General features: G+C 70.5%; 19 protein-coding genes and 1 pseudogene. 7 read left to right on the forward strand and 13 right to left on the reverse strand.

The genetic code is table 11. From position 1 onward, the window contains the following. Window positions 1-14: 14 nt before the first annotated feature. Together IPJ61_RS13950 and IPJ61_RS13955 are read right to left on the reverse strand one after the other, a co-directional pair. Complete coding sequence (locus tag IPJ61_RS13950) at window positions 15-1,013, reverse strand: MFS transporter (protein WP_297108645.1); 999 nt, start codon at window positions 1,011-1,013, stop codon at window positions 15-17. After that, window positions 1,001-1,288, reverse strand: a complete 288-nt coding sequence (locus IPJ61_RS13955; protein ID WP_297108648.1) for an MFS transporter — start codon at window positions 1,286-1,288, stop codon at window positions 1,001-1,003. Before IPJ61_RS13955 ends, IPJ61_RS13950 begins: the two co-directional genes overlap by 13 nt. A gap of 111 nt (window positions 1,289-1,399) precedes the next feature. Here IPJ61_RS13955 and IPJ61_RS13960 point away from each other — a divergent pair, with 111 nt between their 5' ends. Continuing rightward, window positions 1,400-2,239: a PhzF family phenazine biosynthesis protein gene (locus IPJ61_RS13960; protein WP_297108651.1), complete on the forward strand. Its 840-nt coding sequence runs from the start codon at window positions 1,400-1,402 to the stop codon at window positions 2,237-2,239. Between the two features lie 179 nt (window positions 2,240-2,418). Here IPJ61_RS13960 and IPJ61_RS13970 read toward each other — a convergent pair. Both IPJ61_RS13970 and IPJ61_RS13975 read right to left on the reverse strand, forming a co-directional pair. Beyond that, window positions 2,419-3,203 (reverse strand): annotated as a pseudogene (locus tag IPJ61_RS13970) (NAD(P)-dependent oxidoreductase); the annotation flags it as partial. A 57-nt stretch (window positions 3,204-3,260) separates the two neighbouring features. Next, window positions 3,261-3,776: a DUF1697 domain-containing protein gene (locus IPJ61_RS13975; protein WP_297108656.1), complete on the reverse strand. Its 516-nt coding sequence runs from the start codon at window positions 3,774-3,776 to the stop codon at window positions 3,261-3,263. Between the two features lie 63 nt (window positions 3,777-3,839). Between IPJ61_RS13975 and IPJ61_RS13980 the strand changes: the two genes are divergently transcribed. Together IPJ61_RS13980 and IPJ61_RS13985 are read left to right on the forward strand one after the other, a co-directional pair. Continuing rightward, entirely contained in the window at window positions 3,840-5,066 is a 1,227-nt protein-coding gene (locus IPJ61_RS13980) for an MFS transporter (RefSeq protein WP_297108659.1), read from the forward strand. A 403-nt stretch (window positions 5,067-5,469) separates the two neighbouring features. Then, window positions 5,470-6,039, forward strand: a complete 570-nt coding sequence (locus tag IPJ61_RS13985) for a CAP domain-containing protein (protein WP_297108662.1) — start codon at window positions 5,470-5,472, stop codon at window positions 6,037-6,039. Window positions 6,040-6,207: 168 nt separating this feature from the next. Here the strand turns inward: IPJ61_RS13985 and IPJ61_RS13990 are convergent, their stop codons facing one another. Continuing rightward, a complete protein-coding gene (locus tag IPJ61_RS13990) occupies window positions 6,208-6,471 on the reverse strand; it encodes a hypothetical protein (protein WP_297108665.1) in 264 nt (87 codons plus the stop codon). A gap of 132 nt (window positions 6,472-6,603) precedes the next feature. Between IPJ61_RS13990 and IPJ61_RS13995 the strand changes: the two genes are divergently transcribed. Next, entirely contained in the window at window positions 6,604-7,497 is an 894-nt protein-coding gene (locus IPJ61_RS13995; protein WP_297108668.1) for an acyltransferase domain-containing protein, read from the forward strand. A gap of 23 nt (window positions 7,498-7,520) precedes the next feature. On the opposite strand, the gene IPJ61_RS14000 is transcribed toward IPJ61_RS13995, so the two are convergent. From IPJ61_RS14000 to IPJ61_RS14035, 8 genes are all read right to left on the reverse strand, one after another. After that, the gene (locus IPJ61_RS14000; RefSeq protein ID WP_297108670.1) at window positions 7,521-8,204 is read right to left on the reverse strand and encodes an HAD family hydrolase; all 684 of its coding nucleotides are present in this window, start codon (window positions 8,202-8,204) and stop codon (window positions 7,521-7,523) included. Between the two features lie 28 nt (window positions 8,205-8,232). Beyond that, a complete protein-coding gene (locus IPJ61_RS14005) occupies window positions 8,233-11,013 on the reverse strand; it encodes a LysM peptidoglycan-binding domain-containing protein (protein ID WP_297108673.1) in 2,781 nt (926 codons plus the stop codon). A gap of 31 nt (window positions 11,014-11,044) precedes the next feature. Then, window positions 11,045-11,245, reverse strand: a complete 201-nt coding sequence (locus IPJ61_RS14010) for a hypothetical protein (RefSeq protein ID WP_297108675.1) — start codon at window positions 11,243-11,245, stop codon at window positions 11,045-11,047. Window positions 11,246-11,314: 69 nt separating this feature from the next. Further along, complete coding sequence (locus tag IPJ61_RS14015) at window positions 11,315-12,184, reverse strand: hypothetical protein (RefSeq protein ID WP_297108679.1); 870 nt, start codon at window positions 12,182-12,184, stop codon at window positions 11,315-11,317. Then, window positions 12,181-13,041 (reverse strand): type II secretion system F family protein, encoded by an 861-nt coding sequence (locus tag IPJ61_RS14020; protein ID WP_297108682.1) that lies wholly within the window; start codon window positions 13,039-13,041, stop codon window positions 12,181-12,183. Before IPJ61_RS14020 ends, IPJ61_RS14015 begins: the two co-directional genes overlap by 4 nt. After that, window positions 13,032-14,483: a CpaF family protein gene (locus IPJ61_RS14025; protein ID WP_297108686.1), complete on the reverse strand. Its 1,452-nt coding sequence runs from the start codon at window positions 14,481-14,483 to the stop codon at window positions 13,032-13,034. The genes IPJ61_RS14020 and IPJ61_RS14025 overlap by 10 nt, the downstream gene beginning before the upstream one ends. Then, window positions 14,480-15,280 carry a hypothetical protein gene (locus IPJ61_RS14030; RefSeq protein WP_297108689.1) on the reverse strand — a complete coding sequence of 267 codons (801 nt, stop codon included), beginning with the start codon at window positions 15,278-15,280 and terminating at the stop codon, window positions 14,480-14,482. The genes IPJ61_RS14025 and IPJ61_RS14030 overlap by 4 nt, the downstream gene beginning before the upstream one ends. Further along, the gene (locus IPJ61_RS14035; protein ID WP_297108691.1) at window positions 15,280-15,924 is read right to left on the reverse strand and encodes an SAF domain-containing protein; all 645 of its coding nucleotides are present in this window, start codon (window positions 15,922-15,924) and stop codon (window positions 15,280-15,282) included. Before IPJ61_RS14035 ends, IPJ61_RS14030 begins: the two co-directional genes overlap by 1 nt. Window positions 15,925-16,122: 198 nt before the next feature. Between IPJ61_RS14035 and IPJ61_RS14040 the strand changes: the two genes are divergently transcribed. The 3 genes from IPJ61_RS14040 to IPJ61_RS14050 all read left to right on the forward strand — a co-directional run bounded on the left by IPJ61_RS14040 (window position 16,123) and on the right by IPJ61_RS14050 (window position 19,639). After that, complete coding sequence (locus IPJ61_RS14040) at window positions 16,123-16,956, forward strand: zinc-binding metallopeptidase (protein WP_297108694.1); 834 nt, start codon at window positions 16,123-16,125, stop codon at window positions 16,954-16,956. A 34-nt stretch (window positions 16,957-16,990) separates the two neighbouring features. Then, window positions 16,991-18,043 (forward strand): NAD(P)-dependent alcohol dehydrogenase, encoded by a 1,053-nt coding sequence (locus IPJ61_RS14045; protein ID WP_297108697.1) that lies wholly within the window; start codon window positions 16,991-16,993, stop codon window positions 18,041-18,043. A gap of 297 nt (window positions 18,044-18,340) precedes the next feature. Further along, window positions 18,341-19,639 carry an MFS transporter gene (locus tag IPJ61_RS14050; RefSeq protein WP_297108700.1) on the forward strand — a complete coding sequence of 433 codons (1,299 nt, stop codon included), beginning with the start codon at window positions 18,341-18,343 and terminating at the stop codon, window positions 19,637-19,639. The last annotated feature ends 72 nt before the right edge of the window (window positions 19,640-19,711 follow it).

Raw genomic sequence — 19,711 nt, forward strand, 5'->3', positions numbered from 1 at the left:
CGGCGTGCACTGCGTCACGCCGCGAGTACCGGTAGAGGCCGAGGACGATGGCGACGCCCGCCGCCGCGTCGAGGCAAGTCTCCCTCAGCGGTTCCGTCGGTGGAGTCGCCGACGATGTACTCCTTCAGTCCTGGCGCGAGGATGGCATACGCGGCGACCAGCACCCAGCCCGCTGCCAGCACCCACGCGCCGACGCCGAGGTCGGCCCCGGCGAGTACGGCCGCGAGGAGCCCGAGCCCCAGCGGGGCGACCACCATTGTCAGCCCGGTGTAGGCGCCGAACACGCGGCCGCGGAGGTCGTCGGGGACCTGAGCCGTCAGCACCACCATCGTGATGGGTTGGAGCAGCCCGGTCGCGATGCCCGCGGCCGCCATCCCGGCGGCGACGAGCCAGAACCCCGTGAGGGTGGCGATGAGCACGCCGGAGACGATGTAGAGCAGGTGCGCGACCACCCAGGCCAGCCATCGTCGCCCGGAGAAGCCCCACCCATAGACAACCGAACCGAGGATGGTTCCGACGGCGTACGCCGACAGCGAGATACCGAGCAGGCCGGGCGCTGCGAGGTTCGTGAAGTGGGCGGGCAGCACGATGCTGAGCAGCGGACCCACGAGCACCACGGAGCCGAGGCTGATCACGAGCAACGCGAGGAGCGGCGGGCTGCGGCGGATCACGGTGAGGCCGGCGAACGGCGAGGAGTCGCCGCCGGGCGTGGGTTTCTCGGCGGGCACCGGCATGACGGCGATGGCGAGCGCGGCCACGGCGTTGCATGCGGCGGTGATCCAGATGACGCTGACCGTCGGCATCACGGAGAGGAGCCAGCCGGCGACGGCAGGCCCCGCGAGGAAGGAGAGGCCGAAGATGGTGCCGCGGAGGGCGCTCACGCGATCGAGGGTGACGCCGGAGGCCTCGGCGACGTTGGCCATCAACGTCTCCCGCGCCGTCATTCCCGGCACGTCGAAGAGGGCGCCCAGGACGCCGAGCGCGATGAACCACCCGACGTTCAGCCCGAACACGCCGTCGACGACCGCGAGCGCAGCGACGGCCTGGCCGACCCGATGTCCGAGAAGACGGACATCCGGCGTCGGCCGACCTTGTCGATGAGGTGCCCGCCGACGAACGCCGCGGTCGCGGCAGGCGCCGCGCTGACGGCCGCGACGAGTCCGGCCATGGCCGGGTCGCCGGTGCGCTCCAGCACGAGCCACGGCAGCACGATCGCGATGGCGGAGTTGCCGAACAGCGAGGTCCCGGTGGCGGTGAGGTACAGCGGAAGCGTGGATTTCGTCGTCACAACCCCAGTCTGGAAACGCTGACCTTGGGTCAAGGTCAACTCCGCGGCACGCACCTCCTCAAGCTGCCGAGAGGATTCCCGCTACTGCACCCGTTTGGGAGAATCCATTGCATGACAAGCCCCCGACGCTATGCCCAGATCGATGTCTTCTCCGCGGTGCCCTACCGAGGCAACCCCGTCGCCGTCCTCCTCGACGCCGACGACGTGGACACTGAGGCGATGCAGCGGGTCGCTCGCTGGACGAACCTCTCCGAGACCACATTCATCCTGCCGCCGGCTTCGCCAGAGGCCGACTACCGGTTACGGATCTTCACCCCGAACAGGGAGCTGCCGTTCGCCGGCCATCCCACGCTCGGGTCGGCCCGCGCCTGGCTCCACCACGGTGGCATGCCCCGCGTGCCGGGCCGGATCGTGCAGGAATGCGGGGCCGGGCTCGTCGAGCTGCGTCACGAGGGCGACCTGGTGTCGTTCGCCGCCCCGCCGCTCCTGCGCACGGGGCCCCTCGACGACGCCGATCTCGCCCGTTTCGTGGAGGCATTCGGCATCGCACCCGAGCAGGTCGTCGGGCACCAATGGGTGGACAACGGCCCGGGCTGGGCGGTGCTCCAACTCGCCAGCGCCGAGGAGGTGCTGGCGCTCACCCCCGACTTCTCGCGGGTCCCCGACGCCATGGTCGGCGCCGTCGGTGCGTATCCCGAGGGGGCGCCCCACGCGTTTGAGCTGCGCTCCTTCGCTCCCGGCGTCGACGTCCCCGAAGACCCGGTGTGCGGGAGCATGAATGCCTCGGTCGCCCAGTGGCTGACGGGAACCGGCCAGGCGCCCGACCGCTACCTGGTCTCCCAAGGGGCACGGCTCGGCCGCGCCGGCGAGATCGCCATCGCGGTAGAGGGCGACACCGTCTGGGTCGGCGGCGCGACCGCCGTGTGCTTCACCGGAACAGCCAACCTCTGACCGGGGCCTGCGTCATGCGTCCACGCGGTTGATCGGGTGGCCCGAAGCGAACGCGCGGATGTTGTCGCCGACCATCGACACCAGCCGACGGCGCGTCTCCAGCCCGCGCCAGCCCAGCGGGGCGTGATGATGACGTTGTCCATCGTGTACAGCGGGCTCGCGTCGTCGAGCGGCTCCACCTCCTGGACGTCCAGCCCGGCGCCGGCGATCACGCCGTCCTGCAGCGCCTCGATCAGCGCCGCCTCGTCGATCAGCGCGCCGCGCGCGGTGTTGATCACAGAGGCGGTCGGCTTCATCGTCGCCAACGTCTGCGCGTTGACCATGTGACGCGTCGACGCGTTCAGCGGGCAGTTGAGGGAGAGGAAGTCGCTGTTGGCGAAGACCTCCTCTTTCGTCGTGAAGTGGATGCCGTCGACATCCGCCCGGGGGTCCTCGTCGCGACCAGGACGTTCATTCCCAGCACTTGCGCGACCTTTATGGTCTCCTGCGCGATGTTTCCGTAGCCGATGACACCCAGCGTCTTCCCGTTCACCTCGACATGGTCGACCATCAGGTGCGTGTGGAAGTTGTCGTGGTTCCCCGCGGCGAGCATGCGGATCTGCTTCTGCAGCGAGCTCGCGAGGCTCAGGATCAGCAGGATCGCGGTGTGCGCGACCCGTTCGCTGCTGTAGGCGGGGATGTTGCAGACCGCGATCCCCTTCTCGCGCGCCGCCTCCAGGTCGATGTTGTTGTAGCCGGTCCCGGCCTCACAGATCATTTTCACGCTGTCGGGGAACCGCCGGATGGTGTCGCCGTCGACCCTCATCTCCTTCGTGACGACGACGGTGAACCCTTCGACCCGCTGCAGGATCTCGTCCTCGGGCGTCTCGTCGTGGATCACCACCTCGGACGCGATCTGGCTGTAGTCGACCTTTCCGTCGTAGTTCACCAGATTGGCGTTCAGCACGACGGTCCTGTCATCCATGATCTGCTCCTCCGAAGTCCGTTTCCCCTGGACTCTATCGGCCGTCCCTGCGAGGAATCAGGCGAGGGCCCTCGCCAACTCGGCGAGCTTCGCGACCGTGTTCATGTTGCGTGCGGTCCCGCCCGCTCCGGCGGGAACCGCGAGCTTGGAGGTGCCCATCCCGGAGCCGTAGGCGATGTAGATCTCGCGCTTCCCGAGGCCCAGCTTCTCGTCCAGCTTGTTCTTCACGGCGTCGAGTGCGTCCGTCGCTGGCGGGGCGTCGAGGAAGAGCGCGATGGTCCGGTTTCCGGGCTCGTCCGGGAACGGGTTGGCCGTGAGCACGTCCGCCATCTCCCGCGCCGTTCTGACCATCACCCCGACGGGCTTTCCGGCGTAGGCGCGCAGGCGTTCCTCCAAGGCGGCCTTGACCTCGGCCTCGGTCAGGTCGGCAGTGAAGACGACGTTACCGCTCGCGATGTATGTCCGGACTCCTTCGAAGCCCAGCGCGACGCACATCTCCTTCAGGTCGGCCATCGGCAGCTTGCCCGTGCCGCCGACGTTTACCGCGCGCAGCAGCGCCACATAGCTGGTCATGGCGCAACGTTACGTCACGGCGGATCCGAGCTTCCGCCTGCCGCGGAATGTAGGGTCGGGGCGATGACGAGCATGGGCGGGTTGCTGAGGCAGTACGGGCCGATGGTCTACCTGCCGTCGCTGGTGTTCTCGGTCGGCGAGGGCGCCGTGATCCCGCTGATCCCCGTGATCGCGACGCAGCGCGGGGCCGACATCCCGACGGCGGCGCTCGTGGCGTCGGCGGTCGTCGTCGGCACCCTCTTCGGCAACGTGCCGGCCGGATGGCTGGTCGGCAGGATCGGCGAGCGGCTCACCATGGCGATCGCCGGCGCTGTCGCCCTCCTGGGCGCCGTGGCGGCCGTTCTTCTTCCCGGGCTCGCCTGGTTCACCGTGGCCGTGTTTGTGACCGGAATGGCCGCCGCAGCGTTCGCCCTTGCCAGGCACGCATTCATGGCGACGCGGGTCCCGCTCGCGTTTCGCGCCCGGGCGCTCTCGCTCCTCGGCGGCTCGACCCGGTTCGGGCTGTTCATCGGCCCCTTCGTCGCCGCCGGACTCCTCGCTTTGTTCGGCGCCGCGGGCTCGGCGCTGTGGTTCTTCGCGGTGCTGATGGTGGCGCTGATCGTGCTCGTCCTCCTCGGTCCCGACCCGGAGGAGCAGTTCCGGACCGAACCGGCCGGGCAGGTCGGCCGCGGCGCTTCACGGGGCGACGGCGTGCTGGCCGCCCTGTGGCGGGAGCGGTCGGTGCTGGCCCGTGTGGGCGTCGCGGGCATGCTGCTCGCCGCGGTGCGCGCGGCCCGGCAGGTCGTCCTTCCGCTGTGGGGCGTCTCGATCGGCATGGACGCCTCGGCGATCGCTCTCGTCGTCGGCGTCTCGGGTGCGCTCGACTTCGCCCTGTTCTACGCCAGCGGCCAGGTGATGGACCGCTACGGGCGGTTGTGGGCGGCGCTGCCGTCGATGCTCCTGCTGAGTGCCGGCTTCCTCGCGCTCTCCCTCACGCACGACGGTGCCCACGCGACGACGTGGTTCGCGGCCCTTGCTGGGCTCCTGGGGCTCGCGAACGGGCTGTCGAGCGGCATCCTCATGACCATGGGCGCCGACCTCGCCCCCGCGGGAGCACCTGCCGCGTTCCTCGGCGCGTGGCGGCTCCTCACCGACACTGGCGGCGCGCTCGCCCCGGTCATGGTCGCCGTCGTCGCGGCGGCCGCCTCGCTATCGCTGGCGTCCGCGCTGGTCGGCGTCCTCGGCCTCATCGGCGCGGCGGGACTCCTTCGTTGGGGTCCGCGCTACCTTCCGCATGGTCGGCAGCGCTGACAAGCGGCCTCCAGATACGGTGAACCGGAGTCGGGAAGGTATGTTCGGGGTGAGCTTGACGGTGGCGTTCATTCGGGGGCCGCACCATGAGCTCGACCCCCGACACCACGAAGTGGAGTAGCAGAATGCAGCATTCCCACCGACTCATCGTCGCCCTCGTCACCGCCCTGGGCCTGATCCTCACTTCGGTCCCAGGACTGGCGCACGCCGCCGACTGGACCGACGCGAACACCAAATCGGTCAACTACCGGCAGAAGCAGGACAAGGTCCGCAAGGAGATCCTCAGCGAGCTCAACCGGATGCGCAGCTCGTCGCGGAAGTGCGGCGACGAGAAGTTCCCCGCCGTTCCGAAGCTCGCGCTGAACACCGCGCTGAGCAACGCCGCGTACCGGCACTCAAGGACATGGCCGCCCGCGACTACTTCAGCCACACCTCGCAGGACGGCACCACGTTCGACGAGCGCGTCACCGCCGCCGGGTACACCTGGACGGCAGTCGGTGAGAACATCGCCGCAGGCCAGCGCAACGCAGGCAGCGTCGTCGCCGACTGGATGTCCAGCCCCGGTCACTGCCGCAACATCATGAGCAAGAGCTTCACCCACCTGGGCGTCGGCGTCTACTACGACGCGAACTCCTCGTACGGGATCTACTGGACCAACGACTTCGGCAAGGGGAAGTCGAAGGCCGTCTCCGACGTCGTGCCGCGCGCGCTGACCGTCGCGGTCCCGAAGATCAGCGGCACCGCGAAGGTGGGCAAGAAGCTCACCGCGAAGGCGGGAGCGTGGGGACCCAAGCCGGTGACGCTGACCTACCAGTGGTACCGCAACGGCAAGAAGATCGCGAAGGCCACCACGTCGACCTACACGCTGAAGGCGGCTGACAAGGGCAAGAAGATCACCGTTAAGGTCACGGGCAAGAAGAAGGGCTACGCAACGGCGTCGAAGACCTCGAAGCCGACGTCGAAGGTCGCGTAAGCGCACATCGTCGAGCCGACCGGGGCGCGGGAACGCTGGACGAGGAACTCACCGTCGCGGGCCAGGTCCTCATCCCGTTCCTCGCCGTGTACGCGTCCGCAGGTCTGTTGAAGCAGGACGTGACCGTGTTCCTGGTCGACACGACCGTCGACGAGTCGATGAACACCGTCATCCAGGACATCGACTGGGGAAGGGGCCGACTACGCGCCCGGGCTCACGATCGAGGGGTTCGGGGGCGAGGGTGACCACGGCGACCGGCTCCGCGTCGCGCCACCCGAGCGAGCCGTCCATGGAGGAGGCGCGGAGGGTGTGCGCGGCGATCGTCACCGTGAGCTCTCCAGGGACAGGAGTCCCCGCTTCCTGCTGCCAGGCCAGGGCGACGGTGGTCGTCAGGCCTGGTTGGAACGTGTAGTGCGTGAGGCCGTCGGCCATGCGCACGACCCGGGGCTCCCCGCTGTGACTCCCTCCTCCGCCTTGTCACTCATCCCGCCTGACCCCGCGTCTGATCGGCACCTTTAGGTGCGATAGACCACTAGGCTGAGGGCGACGACAAGGGGGACCGCGATGGGTAAGGCTGCGGCAGAGCTGCGTGAGGTGCTGCGCGACGTCGATCTTGACCGGCTGGGCTTCCGGCCCGACGACGCCGTGGCGTTCCGGCAACTCGTGGCGTCGTTGCCCGAGCGGCCGGATCTGGCGGTGCGCGCCGCGGCCGTGCGGGCAGCGGTTCGCGCCCGGATCGGGGACTTCGACGCCGGGGCCGCGGCCGTCGAGGATGCGAACGACTCGACCTCGGCTGAGGATGGTCTCGTGTCGCTGCTGGCGCTGGTGTCGGCGGCGTCGGAGGTCCATGCGGAGCTGACCCGCCGCGGCGTCCCCGACGAGACGGCGTGGGTCTCGCTCTCGGATCTCGGCCAGCAGGTCCACATCCACAGGATCGTCCACGGCGAGTTCGGGCTCAGCTCGCAGACCTGGTGCGCGGCCAACTACACGGGCCGGCTGCTGTGGCTCGGCCGCCTGCAGTACACCTTGGAACGCGACTGGCTAGGGGCGACCCCGGAGGGTGGGTACGTCCTGAGCGTCCACATCCCCGAGGCGGGGCCGCTGAAGCCGGAGTCGATCGATGAGTCGCTCCGCCTCGCCCGCGAGATCGCCTTTCCCGCTTTCGCCGACCACGCGCCGCGCACCGCCGTCCTCCATTCCTGGCTCCTGGACGCAGGCGTCCTCGCCGAGCTCTCACCTGAGTCGAACATGGCCCGCTTCGCCCGCCGCTTCGTGCCGATCGGCGAACCGTCGCCCGGCTACCGCGACGCGCTGTTTTTCGGCTTCCACATCGAGCCCGACGGCGACGTCGACCTGGACGCCCTCCCGCAGGATACGTCCCTGCAGCGCGCGATCGTGCGGCGCCTGAAGGCCGGCGGCGTGACCGTGAGCTCCGGCGTGCTGCGCAACTGGCCCTGACTAGGCCAGCGGCTCTCCCCGTGCTACGCCTGGCTGCCCAGCACCAGCCCGGGGAGCTCGGTCATGGAACGGAAGACGTGGGCGGCGCCGAGCTCCTCGAGTTGCTCAGCCGTGTGATAGGTGGGGCCGTCGGCAGCGAAGCCGAACACCGTCGCGCCCGCGGCGATGCCGGCCCGGACGCCCGCGGATGAGTCTTCGATGACCGCGGCCTCGGCGGGATCGATGCCCAGCGCCGCGGCCGCGGCGAGGTAGACGTCGGGAGCGGGCTTGCTCCGTGGGACCTCCATGCCGCTGAAGACCCTGTCGCCGAACACATCGTCGATGCCGGTCATGGCGAGCTGCAGCACGATCTTGCGGCGGTCCGCGCCGGAGACGCAGGCGACGGGTACGTCGACGGCGGCGGCGATCCGACGGACGGCCTCGGCCGCCCCCGGGACGGGCTGGAGCCGCGCGCGCAGGGCGTCGTCGCGACGATCGCGGAACTCCGCGATCCACGCGTCGCCGACCATGTGGCCGGTGTGCCGGTAGATCACGTGCGCCTCGTCCTTGAATGCCTTACCGACGAACCGCCGGATGCACTCGTCGAGTGGGAGATCCCATCCCAGCTCGCCCAGCATGGTGTGCAGCACGCCGCAGGTGATGGGCTCGGAGTCGACGAGCACGCCGTCGCAGTCGAACAGGATGGCGGAGAAGCGGCGAGCGGTCACGGTCAGTCAGCCTATCCGTCCTGCGACGTCACCCCAGGTTCTGGGTGGGCTCGGCGAGCCCCCCGCCGGCGTTCATCGCGCCCAAGGCGAGGTGCAGGCGCCGGGCGAGTTCCGGCGCGAGGTCTCGTCCCGCGTCCCGGAGGCCACGGTTAAGGGAGACGACGAGCTGATGCGCCTCGTCCTTCCGCCCGGCGACCATGAGCGCGTCGATCCTCCGTACGAGCAGCTGATCGTCGCCGGGAGCAGCGACCAGACCCCGGCCTACGGACCACAGCGCGACGACGTGATCACTGCGGGCGATGGCGCGGTCCGCGAGGACGCAGACCGCGTCGACGATGGTGCTGACCATGTCGGCGCGGAGCTGCTCTGCCCAGTGCCACTGGAACGCCACGTCGCCCAAGGGCTCGCCGCGCACAAGGGCGAGAGCCCGGCGCAGCGAGGCGTCGGGGGCGAGGTTGACCCCGCCACTCAGGAGGAGCTGCAGCTGCTCCCAGTCCGACGTGACGCGGGAGTCGAGCGTGATGCGCCCGGTATACGCGTCGGGCAGGTAGGGCTGGCCCGCCTCGTCCGACCCGAGCCACCCGCGGAGTCTGCTCATGTTGGAGCGGCGCGTGCCCTCGGCGACGATGAGGTCTCGGAGCATCGTCGTCGACGTCGCGCCCGGGTTCGCGAGCAGCCAGGCGCAGTACTCCACGCATTGGCCGACGGCGCGGCTGGGAGGCCGGCCGGACGTGCCGGAGAGTCCGACGGGGCCGAGGAGCAGGAGGGTGGGATGCTCCGGCGTGCTCAGCCGCGCGGCGGCCGTGGCGGGTTCCTCGCCGTGCCGGGCGTCGGCGGGAGGCAGGTGGTGGATGTTGGGTGGGAGGTTCTCGTCGTGCCGCCACCACGGCGCGCGCTCGGTTTCGGTCCGCCCGGTGGTAGCGAAGAGGGCGAGGAGGGCGTGCTTCGCCGGCGAACTCAGCAGCTGCGGCGCGAACTGGGTGTCGTCCAGGTAGGCGGTCTCGTCCTCGATCCGTGCCCGCCGCGCGTCGATGTGCGCTTCTGCTCCCGCGAGGGTGAGGACGCTCACGCCGGTCTCGCCCATGGCGAGGGCGTCGGCGAGCGCGTCGAGTTGTGAGGGGCTCAATGTCTGGGCGAAAACGAAGACGGTGGGCCGCCAAGCCTCCGCGGTCTCGACGTCCGCGCGGGCGGAGACGAGGTCGCGGTCGCGCAGCGCGAGCCGCCGTTCCGCGGCGAAGCGGGAGAGGCGGACCAGCCCCGACGCCACGTCCGGCTCGCTGTCGAACCGGGGATCGTCGAGGGCGTCGACCCACTCCGGCGCGCCCACGACGATGACACCCACGTCGGCGGACCACGGCGCGCACGCCAGGCTCGTGAGGGCCGCGGCGACTGCTTCCTCCGCCCGCGACCCGGATAGCAGCGTGGCCCGCGCCGCCTCCAGGTCGACGGTGACGGGCTCGTCGCCCCGCCAACCGAGGACGAGGGCCGTGGGGCCGACATCGTCTCGACCGTTCGCGTGCTCCGGCTCCTCCGCGTACCGTGCCAAGGCGGTCCAGAAGCGCGTCACCTGCGGGGAGGCGGGGATCAGCCGCCGCCCGATCGCCCTGCCCAGCAGTTGGGCGCGCCGTCGGGTGGAGACGCTCAGCAGGATCGCCCCCGCCAGTGCGGCCCCCAGTGGTGCGGCCAACACCATGGGGTCTGCCTCGGCGCCGACCGAGGCGACAGGAAGGGCTGTGGCCTCGGTCGCGGGGGATGCGGGCGACCGGGTCGGCTGCTCCGGAACGGCAATCGGCACCATCGCGGACGGCGCGGGTTCAGGAGAGGTAGATGCTGGAGGCATATCGGCCTCGTGCGCGGCCGGGGGAGCTTCGTCGGTCTCGGCGGGGGCGCGCTCCGCGGGGCGGTCCACGGCACGCTCCGCGGGAGGCTTCTCCCGGGTGTCGACGGCCTGCGGGCCGGGAAGGCGGAGCACCCAGCCGATGTCGATCTGGTCTGGGTCCGCGATCTGGTCGCGGTTGAGGGCGAAGATCTCCGGCCACCGTTCGGCGTCGCCCAACTCTCGCTCGGCGATCAGCCACAGCGACTCACCGTCCCCGACGATCACCCTCACCTCTGCCTCCCCGGAGGGGGAGGGCGCGGCGGGGGCGCCCTTGGTGGCGGGGAGCTGGACGACGGCGCCGGGCGTGAGTTTCCCGGAGTCGCCCAGTTCCGGGTTCAGGGCGACGATGCGCCGCCACCGGTCGCCCGACCCGAGCTCACGCTCGGCGAGCGCCCAGAGTTCATCCCCGGCCTGCACGACGTAAGCCCGCGTCGCGGTGCCCGGCGCGGACCGGGTCATTGCGGCGACCGGAGCGTCCGCTACCTCCATCGCCGGGGTGGCCGGCGTCGCCGTCGCAGGGGCGACCGCTGCCACGCCGACCGGCCCTTGAGGCGCGGGTACAGCGCCCGCGTCCGCGAGCTGCGCCGCGTGGGCGAGCACCGCTCCCGGCGCGCCGACGGCGGCCAGCAGCAGCGTCGAAACGACCGGGCGCAGCCAGCCGGTTCCCGGCAGGGTCACGGAGACCCGGTACCGCGACGCGACCGCGACCGCCTCGAGCACGGTTGTCGCCGCGAGCACGAGCCAGGCGACCCATCCCGCGGCGCTGAGCAGCCCGAGCATGAGACGCCCGCCCTGCACGCCGCCGAGGGCCGACGCCCAGTCGAGGGTGAGCAGCTCCGGGACGTTGCCGAAGCGGGCGAGAGCCCAGGGCACGCCGACGAGGAGCACGGCCAAGGCGCCGAGCGCGCCGATGGCGCGCACCACCCTCATGCCCGTGCCCCGACGTCGGCGATGTGGGGAATCACGGCCTCTTGACTCCGCCGAGGTCTGCCAGTCCGCCGTTCACATAGGTGGTGACGGCGAAGATGATGGCGACGGCGACCACGGCCGCACCGGCCAGCAGGATCGCGTTCTCCGTGCTCTGGCTGAGCCCGCGCTCGTCGCGCGGGGCCGGGGACAGCAGCTGCACGAGCAGCCCGACGGTGTGGTGGATGTTCTTCATGGTTTCTTCTCCTCGTTGTGTGTAGTAGGAAATCAGTGGGGCGTTTCACCGCTTGTCCACAGGTCTTTTTCAGGTCAGCAGCCCCAGGAGGGCCGGAACCAGGAGCGCCACGCCCAGCAGGAGCGCAGGGATGGTCATCCACAGCGTCATCGCCTCGCTGGCCTCCTGCGCCGCGGAGCGCTGAGCGCTGAGATGCGCGTCGCGCAGCTCGCGCACGCGGGCCTGCAGCACCTCGGCGAGGCCGGCGCCCTGCTCCTCCAGCTGCATGACGTCGGCGAAGTCGGTCAGTTCGGGAACGTTCCACTCGTCCGCGACGCGGCGCAGCTCGTCCCAGGGCGGCGCCTGCTCCATCCGAGCCCGCTCAAGCCCGGCGGAGATGCGACGGAAGAGCGGGGAGCTGGACACGGCTGCCGCGTTCGCCGCTGCCTGCGCCGCCGAGGCGTTGGCCAGGCGCTCGAGCACCACGAGGTCGAAGAAGGTGTGGATGCCGTCGGTCGCCGCGCGTCGCTGCTGCTCCGCACCACCGCGCAGCCGGAGATCGGCGACGAAGAACCCCGCGACCGCACCGACGAGACTGAGTCCCACCGGAGTCAGCCCTGGGGAGCGCCCGACGGCGAGCTGTAGCCCGCCCCACAACGCGGGAAGCAGGAACCCCATCGCCGTCCAGACCAGCTTCTCGGCGAAGAAGTCGCCGACCGAGCGTCCCTGGAGGCTCAGCATCCGCTGCTGGTTGGTGGTCAGCGGCAGCCGCAGCTTCCGGCGGAGCCGCTCGCTCAGCCCCTCAAGGCCGCCGGCGAGAGGCTCCTCGGCGACGGGGAGCCGCGTCTCCAGCGCGGCGAGAGCGTCCCCCAGCCGCACGGGCTGGGCGAGCGCGCCCCGCACCACGAGGAAGATGCCCAGCCCGACCACCATCCCGGCCGCGGTCATCAGCCCGATCATGACCTGCTCCCCAGGAACCGCGGCGCGGGGACCGGGACCGTCTTGCGCCGCAGGATCGCAAGGCAGCCGAGGTAGGCGGCGACGAGGACGACCGCCGCGAGGCTCCCGAGGGATGATGCGTACGGGGCGAAGAATCCGGGGTTCATGATCAGCATGAGCGCCAGCACGGTGATGGTGATGCCGGTCACTTGGCGGACAACGGCCCTTGGCTTTGCGCGTTCCGCCGCGATCTCGCGGAGCGCCCGGAGCCGGGCCTGGATGTTATCGGTGAGCGCGGCGAGGGTTGTCCGCGTGCCGGCGCCGCCATGGGTGGCGGCGATGGAAAGGGCAGCCAGCACCGCGTCGGCGTCGGCTGCGTCCAGTTCGTCGGCCATCGCGAACAGCGCGTCTCGGGTCGTCCACCGCTGGTCGAGCCGCGCGCACAGCCGGTTCACTGGGTCGCGCAGGACCGGGGGCGCCTGTGCCCTCGTCGCGAAGATCGCGTCTCGGATCGATTTGCCCGAGGTCAGCGATGTCGACACCAGCCGAACCCATCGGTCGAGACCCGCGAGGATCTCGATCTCCGGCTGCGGAGGCGCCGTCAGCAGCGCAGGGATGGCGATGAGGACGAGCGGAAAAAGACCGAGCAGGAGCGGCCATCCCGTGACGACGGCTGCGAGGAGGCCGGCCCCGAAGGACCCGATCACCCAGGTTCGCTGGCGGAGGGTGAGGGCCGTCCACCGTCGGACCGTCCTTGTCCACAGGGGTGTGGACGATCCTGTGGACGACGGCGGTTCTGTCTTGACGAGCCCGGCCAGGATGAGGGCGAGGCCCAGCCCCATGAGCGCGCCGGCGGTGATCGCCCCTGTCAGGCCCACGGCTCCATCCCCTTCTCGAAGGGGGCGAGTTCGGCGGCCATCGCGGCGTCTGGCTGGAACAGCTCACGCTGGCTGTCCGACGCCGCGCGGTACACCAGATGCGTGGACGGATGGCCCGCCTCGATCGACCCGGTCAGCTGGCGGACCTCCGACACGAACCGACGCCGAACGCCGCCGCGCCAGGCGTCGTCTTGGAGCGCCACGTGCACGACGAAGTCGATGTGGTGCGCGATCTGGCGCATGGCGTCGTCGATGCTCAGCACCCCACCGCGCGCGACACGCGCCGCGAGCCGGTCGATGGTCGACGAGGCGGAGTGCGAGTGCGTCGTCGACAACGTGCCGGCTCCGGCCTGCATCGCCTCGAACATCGCCCCGGCCTCCTCGCCACGCACTTCGCCGACCACCAGTCGGGTCAAGTTCTGCCGCAGCGCCTCCGGGATGAGGTCGGCGACCGTGTACGAGCCGACGGGGGCCCCGCCCGCCGTCTCGCCCATCCCGACGCGGGCCTGCAGCGCGAGCACGTTGCGCCGGTGGGCCAGGAGGTGGGTCAGCAGCTCGTAGTCGGTCTCCAGCGTGCCGAACCGTTCGCTGGGATGGATGGCGGCAATGAGGGCGCGCAGGAGGGTGGTCTTGCCGGCGCCCTGATCGCCGGAGATCACGATCGACTTGCGCGCCAGCACCGCCGACTGCAGCAGCCGCGCCACGTGCGCGGGCAGCATTCCGCCGGCGGCGAGGTCGGCGAGGGTCACGTCGGTGAGGAGGTGCTGTCGAATGACGATGCTGGGCCGGAACGACAACCCGAAGCCGATGGCGTGGAGTCGGAAGCGATCGCCCAGCGCGAGCGTCATCGTCGGGTGGAGGTCGTCGAAGGGCCGCGGCGGCGTGGCCGTCTCGCCGAGGAAGCGGATGGCGTCCACCAGCTCCTCATCGCTGTCGGCGACTGGCGGGTGAGCAGTTCGGCGACCGTCGCCGTGCTGCACCCAGACGTTGTCGTGGCCGTGGATCTCGATGTTCTCCGCCGTCGGCAACTCGAAGAGAGGCTGCAGGCGGCCGTAGCCGAAGATGGCGTTCTCGACGGCGTCCGCATACCGGTTCTCCAGCTGTAGCGGCCACAGGGCCTCGCCGTTCTCGCTGAGGGCACGGGCCCGCGCATGCACCACCGATCGCACGACCGAGCGGCCCAGGACCCGCCTGTCGGGACCGGTCAGCGGACGCCCGTGGTCGGCGAGCCAGTCCTCCGCGGCCCGGGCGATCTGCTCGGCCGCCTCGCGACGCAGCGTCACGACGAGGTGCCAGTCGATGTCCTCGCTCACCGGCTCGATCACGGCCGGTCGACGGGCTGGTTCGCCGATGATGGGCGTCGTCGTCGGCGCCTCGGGCGGGTCGCCCAGCGCGAGCCGGCCGAGGGCCCCGGACAGCGGCGGCAGGTCGTGCAGCGTCATGCGGGCACCGCCCCGAGGTCGGAGATGGCCCGACGGGACCGCGCGACGCGGTCGGACAGGGATTTCGCCTCCGAACGGAACCTGCCAAGGAACGGCGACTCCCGGAACCGCCGCGGCTCGGGCTCGCCGTCGCTCAGCACCGCAGCCAGCCGCGGCTCCCAGCCGATCTCGGCCCAACACGGCACCCCGAACTGCGCCGCGATCTCTCCCGACCCGTACGGCCTGCCCGGGCCGACGACGATCAACCCCGCCTCGCGCGGCGAGGGGAGGGAGCGCACCTGATCGATGACCGTCGCCAGGTGGATGCGGACCCCCGCGAGCGCCCGCAGCGAGGTGCGCGTGGTAACCAGGACGGCGTCTGCCGTTGTCAGCAGTCCGAGTGGAAGGCCGTGCGTCGAGATCCGCCCACCATCGATCAGGACGTCGGTCCCGTTTGCGTCCAACGCCTCGAAGGCCTCGCCGAGCGCGCCCCAGACGTGTTCGAACAGCCGCGAGGCCCCGGACGACGTGAACCCGGGCAGGAACCGGCGCAGGGTGTCCTCGCCCGTCGTGAGCGGAAGCGCCTGCCGCCACACCTCGGGGGTCAGCGCCGCGCCCTCGCGGTGGAACTGGGCCAGCGCCATCAGCCCGCGCCCGCCGTGATCCATGCCGCGGAGGTAGCCCGCCTGGACGGCCTGCGAGGGCTCGCGGTCGCCGTCGACCAGGAGGACGTCACGCGGCCACCCGAGAGCGAGTCCCAACGCCGTGGTCGTCACGCCGGGGGAGCCGGTGGCGCTGCAGAGGAGGAAGACCGCCATCACTGATCCCCGATCACGACGAGCGCCGCCGAGTCCGTAGCCGCCAACCGCGCGAGCGTCGCCGCCTCGGCGGCGGCCACACGCAGGTCGACGGCGTACGTCGCCCCGTCTTGGAGCGCGATGGGCGCGGCGGCGACCACGCCTTCCACGGTCTGGTCCTGGCCCTCGGCGACGCCGACGACGGCGACCCGCGTGCCCGGCGGCAGCGGAGACGAAGGGATGCGGCCCAGAGGCAGCTTGAGCCCGACGAGACTCTGGCCCGCGGGAAGCGGATCCTCGCCGATGTGGTGAGAGAGCGGGAACGACCCCTTCGGCAGGTCCATGAGCGCGTGTTCCCCGACCAGTGCGTCCAGCTGCTGGGCGGGAAGGCCCTCCGCGGCGAACTCCCCGGGAACCTCGACGGCCACCAGGTCGTCGGCCTGCAGGACCGATCCGCGCGCGACATCGCGCGCCATGGCCACGACGGCGCGATGGTCAGCGGTGGCGGAGTAGACGGCGGCCGCGGCGAGCCCACCGAGAACGACCAGCAGGACACCCAGCGCGATCAGGCGAGGGCTGCGCCGCGCCCGCAACTGCACGCCCTCAGGGCGCGAGAGTCCCGGACTCGGCGTTTCAGCCGTCGTCGGCCTCATCGGCTTGTGCATCGCGGCGCCCCTTCCGTCTGCGTGAGTGCGAGACTAATGCCGACGAGGGCGGCCGGTCGAGGGACGCCGAATACTCTGTGGATAACTTCCGCGTCGGAGGGTAGTTATGTGCCCTGCCTGCGGATGACCGTTTTGACTTCCGAGGAATCCTGAGAGATTCTTAGATTGTTTGTTCGGGCACGACGGTAGGAGACCGGGTTGCGCAAGTGGTTGATCGCCACCACGACGGCTTTCGCTGTAGGCCTCGGTACCCTCTTCGCCACATCGGCTGACGCTGCGCCGAAGGCCGCGGAGCCCGGCCCGCCGGTCGCCGGCATCGCCGAGCCGTGTGCCGTCCAGAACCCGTTCCCGAAGGACGCGAGCACCGGCGAGGTCGCCGACCAGCTCGCGGAAACCTTCGGTTTCAAGATCGCAGGCAGGCAGTGGACCACGCAGCACCGAGCCGCCATCAAGATCCTCTGGGAGACCCTCGATGCGGTCTCCTGCACGGACTACCTCGACGACCTGCAGGGCAAGGTGAGCGGCACCGTCGGCCTCAACGCCACGAACATCCGCGGCTACGCCTGGGGCGACTGGAGCCTCACCCGCAGCGGATACGTCTCCTTCGACTTCTCGAAGTTCGAGCGGGCGTTCGACGCCGGCGACGAGGGTCGTCTCAGCCGGCTCGTCATCCACGAACTGGCGCACACCCTAAACTCCGACCGCTACTCGGAGCCCAAGTATTGGCGCGACTTCAAGAAACTGGCCCGCAACGAGGACCGGTTCTCGAAGTACGCGGGCAGCTCGCTGACCGAGACATTCGCCGAGGTCGTCGGCTACTACGTCGGCCGCTGCGCACTGAACAACCCGTACGACACCGGCAAGTTCGACGCCTACTACGCCTTCGCGCGTGACCGCATCTTCGACGGCAAGGAGTTCGGTCCCGCGCCGGGCACAAAGGCCGACTGCAGCGCGCCCAAGAAGAAGGCGAAGAAGGCGAAGGCCAAGCCGGATACGTCGGCTGCCTGGCTGGAGGGCCTCGGCGGCGAGTAGCCTCTCCCTGACGCCATAGTTCAGGAGGGACGCCATGCCCGAGGTTGCCGCTTACGCCGTCGATTCGCCGACCGGCCGGTACGAGAAAACCACCATCACCAGGCGCGAGCCCGGACCCACCGAGGTCTATTTCGACATCCACTACGCCGGCATCTGCCACTCGGACATCCACACGGCGCGCGGCGAGTGGGGCCGTGTGAACTACCCGCTGGTGCCCGGTCACGAGATCGCGGGCGTGGTCAGCGCGGTCGGCTCGGACGTCACGAAGTTCCAGGTCGGCGACCGCGTCGGCGTCGGCTGTTTCGTCGACTCGTGCCGCGAGTGCGACATGTGTGAGCAGGGCGAGGAGCAGTTCTGCACGGGCAAGCCGTCGACGATCTGGACCTACAACGGCATCGGCCGCGACGGCAAGCCCACCGACGGCGGATACTCGCAAGCCATCACCGTCGAGCAGGACTACCTGATGCGCGTGCCCGACTCCATGCCGCTCGAGCAGGCCGCGCCGCTGATGTGCGCCGGCATCACCACCTATAACCCGCTCAAGCGCTGGGGCGCCGGCCCCGGCAAGCGCGTCGGCATCGTGGGCCTCGGCGGGCTCGGGCACATGGGCGTGCAGTTCGCCGCGGCCCTGGGCGCCGAGACCATCGTGCTCAGCCGCTCGCTCGCCAAGCGCGACGACGGCCTCCGCCTCGGCGCCACCGACTACGTCTCCACCGAGGACAAGGCCCGCATGCGGGAGCTCCGCGGCAGCTTCGACCTGATCCTCAGCACCGTGTCCGACGGCGTCGACCTCGACGGCATCCTCCGCCTCCTCAAGGCCCACGGCGTGCTGGTCAACGTCGGCCTGCCCGCGCACCCGACGACGTTCAGCATCGGCGGGCTCACCGGCCAGGCGCGCGTGCTTGCCGGGTCGAACATCGGCGGCATCGCCGAGACCCAGCAGATGCTCGACTTCTGCGCGGAGCACAAGCTCGCGCCCATGATCGAGATCATCCCCGCCTCGCAGATCAACGAGGCGCACGAGAACGTCGTCGCCGCCAAGGTGCGCTACCGCTACGTGATCGACGCCGCCACCATCAGCGAATAGCTCCCGATCTCGTCCTCCCCCTCCGGGCTCCCCGCCCGCCCGGATCACACTCAACACATCCGGCGACGACGGGGTTAGGCGACCCCGGTGCTAGACCGGTTTTGTGAAGTGGGACGATGAAGTTAGCAGGCCGCAGCGTCCACTGCCCTGCGAATGGACGGGTCGGCCCGAGTACTTCCGGCATCGGGCCGACCCCCGGCCTCACCCTCGTCCAAGGGCGAGATCCTCGCAGAGTGTAGCCCGCTGGGGCGGCGATTGCGTGCTGGCAAGCCAGTAGGGTGGTGCGCGGAGGAAGCGATGCACACCGCGTACGGCCGCACGGCCTGGCTCGTCTGGGCCGCAGGCATCTTCGTGTACTCGGTTGCGATGATGCATCGCGCGTCGCTCGGGGCCGCCGGTCTCGAGGCCGCCGAGCACTTCGGCACCACGCCCGGCATCGTCTCCGCCTTCGTGGTGCTGCAGCTGTCCACCTACACGCTCGCGCAGGTGCCTGCAGGCGCGATGCTCGACAGGTACGGCTCGCGGGCGATGCTCGTCGCGGGAGCGGTCGCCGTCGGTGGGGGCCAGGTCATGTTGGCGCTTGTCGACGACCTTCCGCTCGCGTTCGCGGCCCGCGTCCTCTTCGGCATCGGGGATGCCTGCATCTTCAACTCCGTCGTCAGGCTGCTCCCGAACTGGTTCGAGCCGCGGGCCGTTCCGATGCTCAGCCAGATCACGGGCATGGGTGGTGCGCTGGGTCAGGTCGGGTCGGTCTTCGTCGTGTTGCCGCTCATCGTCCACCTGGGGTGGACCAACGGGCTGCTGGCGGCGTCGGGGTTCTCGGTCTTCGCGGTCGTGCTCGCGCTCTTCGTCCGCAACGCCCCTCCGGGCGTGGAGAAGACCCTGGCCACGGGCCGGTTCCGGGACATCCCTCGACAGATCCTCCACGTGGTGAAGCACCCGGCCACGCAGCTGGGCTTCTGGATCCACTTCACCTCTGGGTTTCCGTTCATGGCCTTCATCTTCATGTGGGGCATGCCGTACCTGATCGTCGGCCAGGGGTTGCCGCGGAGCCAGGCGGCGGTGCTCATGTCGCTGTTCTCGGTGACCGCGATCGTCGTGGGTCCCGTCGTCGGCACCCTCACCGCGCGGCACCCGTTGCGACGCAGCACGCTGGCCCTCCTGCTGATCGGTGCGACGGCGCTCACCTGGGCCGTCGTCCTCGCCTGGCCGGGCCGCGCGCCGTGGCCGCTGCTGCTCGCGCTGGTCGTGGTGCTCGCCGCAGGCGGACCCGGCACCGCGATCGGCTTCGACTTCCCCCGCACCGCACTGCCCTCGCACCGCCTCGGCGCCGCGACCGGAGTCGTCATCGCGGGCGGCTTCGTCGGCGGCACCTTGCTGATCCTCGCGATGGGCCTTTTCCTCGACGCCGTGTCCGCGGGCCAGCCGTACACCGCGGCCCATCTCCGCCAGGCCTGGCTGCTGCAGGTGCCGTTCCTGGTCGTCGGACTCGTCGGAATCATCGTCAGTCGGCGGCGCCTCCGCCGCGAGATGGCCTCCCGCGGCGTCATCGTGCCCAGTTGGCGCGAGGTGATCGAGCGTCTGCGCGGCGCGTAGCCGAGGGCTTCGCGGAGCTCATGGAGTTTTGGCTCGCGGCTGCTCGGTCTGTGCTCCAGAGAGCACAGGGAG

The sequence above is a fragment of the Tessaracoccus sp. genome (assembly GCF_016714275.1).
Lineage (GTDB): Bacteria > Actinomycetota > Actinomycetes > Propionibacteriales > Propionibacteriaceae > Arachnia.